This window comes from Streptomyces sp. ATCC 21386, from assembly GCF_018728545.1.
In the GTDB taxonomy this organism is placed as follows: Bacteria; Actinomycetota; Actinomycetes; order Streptomycetales; family Streptomycetaceae; genus Streptomyces.
Map to the genome: position 1 here is coordinate 6,138,421 of NZ_JAAVVL010000001.1, position 2,033 is coordinate 6,140,453.

Sequence of the window (2,033 nt, forward strand, 5' to 3'; positions counted from 1 at the left end):
GGGTGGGCCGTCTTCGTGGGCGTGGCTGTGGTGCTCAGGGCCGTCAGTTGGTCGGAGCCGAGGCGCGGCGCCTGCCCGGCCGGCTGTGCGGTGCGGGGTGGCTGGGGCTGGGGCTGGTCGCGCGGTTCCCCGCGCCGCTGGCGGGGCACGGTGCCGCGGGCCGGAAACTGCCGCTCCAGCCCCGGGCCCGTCACCCACAGCACCGCCTCCGTGTCCTCTGCCATGAACTGGAGTTCGGGCGGGGTGAGTTCGGGGTTGACCAGGACCGCGACCGCGCCCAGGCGGGCCAGGGCGAGGAAGGTGGTGACCCAGGTGACGGAGTCCGGGAGGGCGAGCAGGACGCGATCACCTGGGCGGACGCCGTGGTCGGCGAGGACGGTGGCGGTGCGGGCCGCGAGATCGTGGATCTCGCCGTGGGACCAGGCCCGGTGACCCTGGTGGAAGGCCGGCCGGTCGGCCCAGCCCCGTCGCTCGACGAGGGCGGCGAGATGGGCCGCCAGGTTGCCGGGAGCGCCTGTGTCGGGGGCGCGCCGGGTGGGCCGGACCGTCGTGGTGATCGTCATCGCGTCGGCTCCTCGCTGACGGCCGGGGCGGAGGCGTGCTCCCGGTGGGCCCGCATCAGTGCCGCCGTCTTCAGCAGCATCTCGTCGTACTCGGCGGTGGGATCGGAGTCGAGGACGATCGCTCCGCCCGCGCCCAGGTGCATCCGGCCGCCCTGGAACACGGCGGTACGGATGACGATGCTCAGGTCCGCGCCGCCGCTGCACCCGAGGTAGCCGAGGGCTCCCGAGTACACGCCCCGCGCCTCGGTCTCCAGCGTGTCGATGATCTCCAGGGTGCGCAGCTTGGGCGCCCCGGTCATCGAGCCACCGGGGAAGCAGGCCCGGACGCAGTCCACGGCGTCGGTGCCCTCGCGCAGTCTGCCCTCCACCGTGGAGACGAGTTGGTGCACGGTGGCATAGGTCTCGGTGGCCATCAGACGGGTGACCTTCACGGAGCCGGTCCGCGAGACGCGGCCGAGGTCGTTGCGGAGCAGGTCGACGATCATCAGGTTCTCGGCGCGGGTCTTGGCGTCGGCGGCCAGTTCGTCGCGGAGCCGGTCGTCCTCCTCCGGACTGGTGCCCCGGGGCGCGGTGCCCTTGATGGGCTTGGCCTCGGCGATGCCGTCGCGGGTGATCCGCAGGAAGCGCTCGGGGGACGAGCCCGCGATGTCGAGTTCGCCGAACCTCAGGTAGGAGGCGTACGGGGCGGGGTTGATCCGGCGCAGCACCCGGTAGAAGTCGTACGGGTCGTAGGGAGCGGGTAACCGGGCCGCGTTGGTCAGACAGACCTCGTAACTGGTGCCCGCGTTCAACTCCGCCTTGCATGCGTCGATGTCGGCGAGGTAGGTGGCGCGGTCGCGGACGAGCCAGGGTTCGGCGGCGCGCGGGTAGGGCGCGCCGACCGCTTTCAGGGGGACCGTGGCGTCCGAGCCGACGAAGGTCAGCTGGGCCAGCGCGGTGTCGAGCCAGTCGCCGGCCTCGCGGCAGGCCGCCGGGGTGTCCTCGGAGAGGCAGACCGCGTAGGTGTGACCCTCCTGGTGGTCCACGGCGATCAGTCGGTCCGCGAACAGCCAGGCCGCGTCGGGCGTCTGGGCCTTGTGGCGGTTCACGGAGCCGGTGTCGGCCTTGAGTTCGTAGCCGAAGTAGCCGACGTAGCCGCCGGTGAAGTCGAAGGGCAGGCCGGTCGCGTCGACCTTGCGGCCGGCCAACTGCCGCTTGAGGTAGTCGAAGACGCTCGCCCGGACCCGGCGGGTGGGCCGGCCCTCGCGTTCGATCTCGCACAGGCCTCTGTCGACGTCGTAGCGGACGACCTCGGCGAGGGGGCCGCTCCCGTCGCCGAAGAACGAGAACCGTGACAGGCCCGGCTCGACGCGGGAGCTGTCCAGCCAGAAGGCGTGCGGCGCGTCGGCGTACATCCGGGTGAAGGCGGCCTCGGCGTCGACGGCGCCGGCGATGCGACGGGTGTGCAGCCGGTAGGCGGGACCGGGGGCC

Annotated in this window: 2 protein-coding genes; both read right to left on the reverse strand. The window is 72.8% G+C overall.

What is annotated here, in order from left to right; translation table 11 throughout:
• The coding region (locus tag GWK25_RS26350; RefSeq protein ID WP_215453644.1) for an AMP-binding protein at positions 1-563 on the reverse strand (563 nt) is incomplete at its 3' end.
• A partial coding sequence (gene pabB / locus GWK25_RS26355; RefSeq protein WP_251829044.1) for an aminodeoxychorismate synthase component I occupies positions 560-2,033 on the reverse strand: 1,474 nt, incomplete at its 5' end. The genes pabB and GWK25_RS26350, both read right to left, overlap by 4 nt.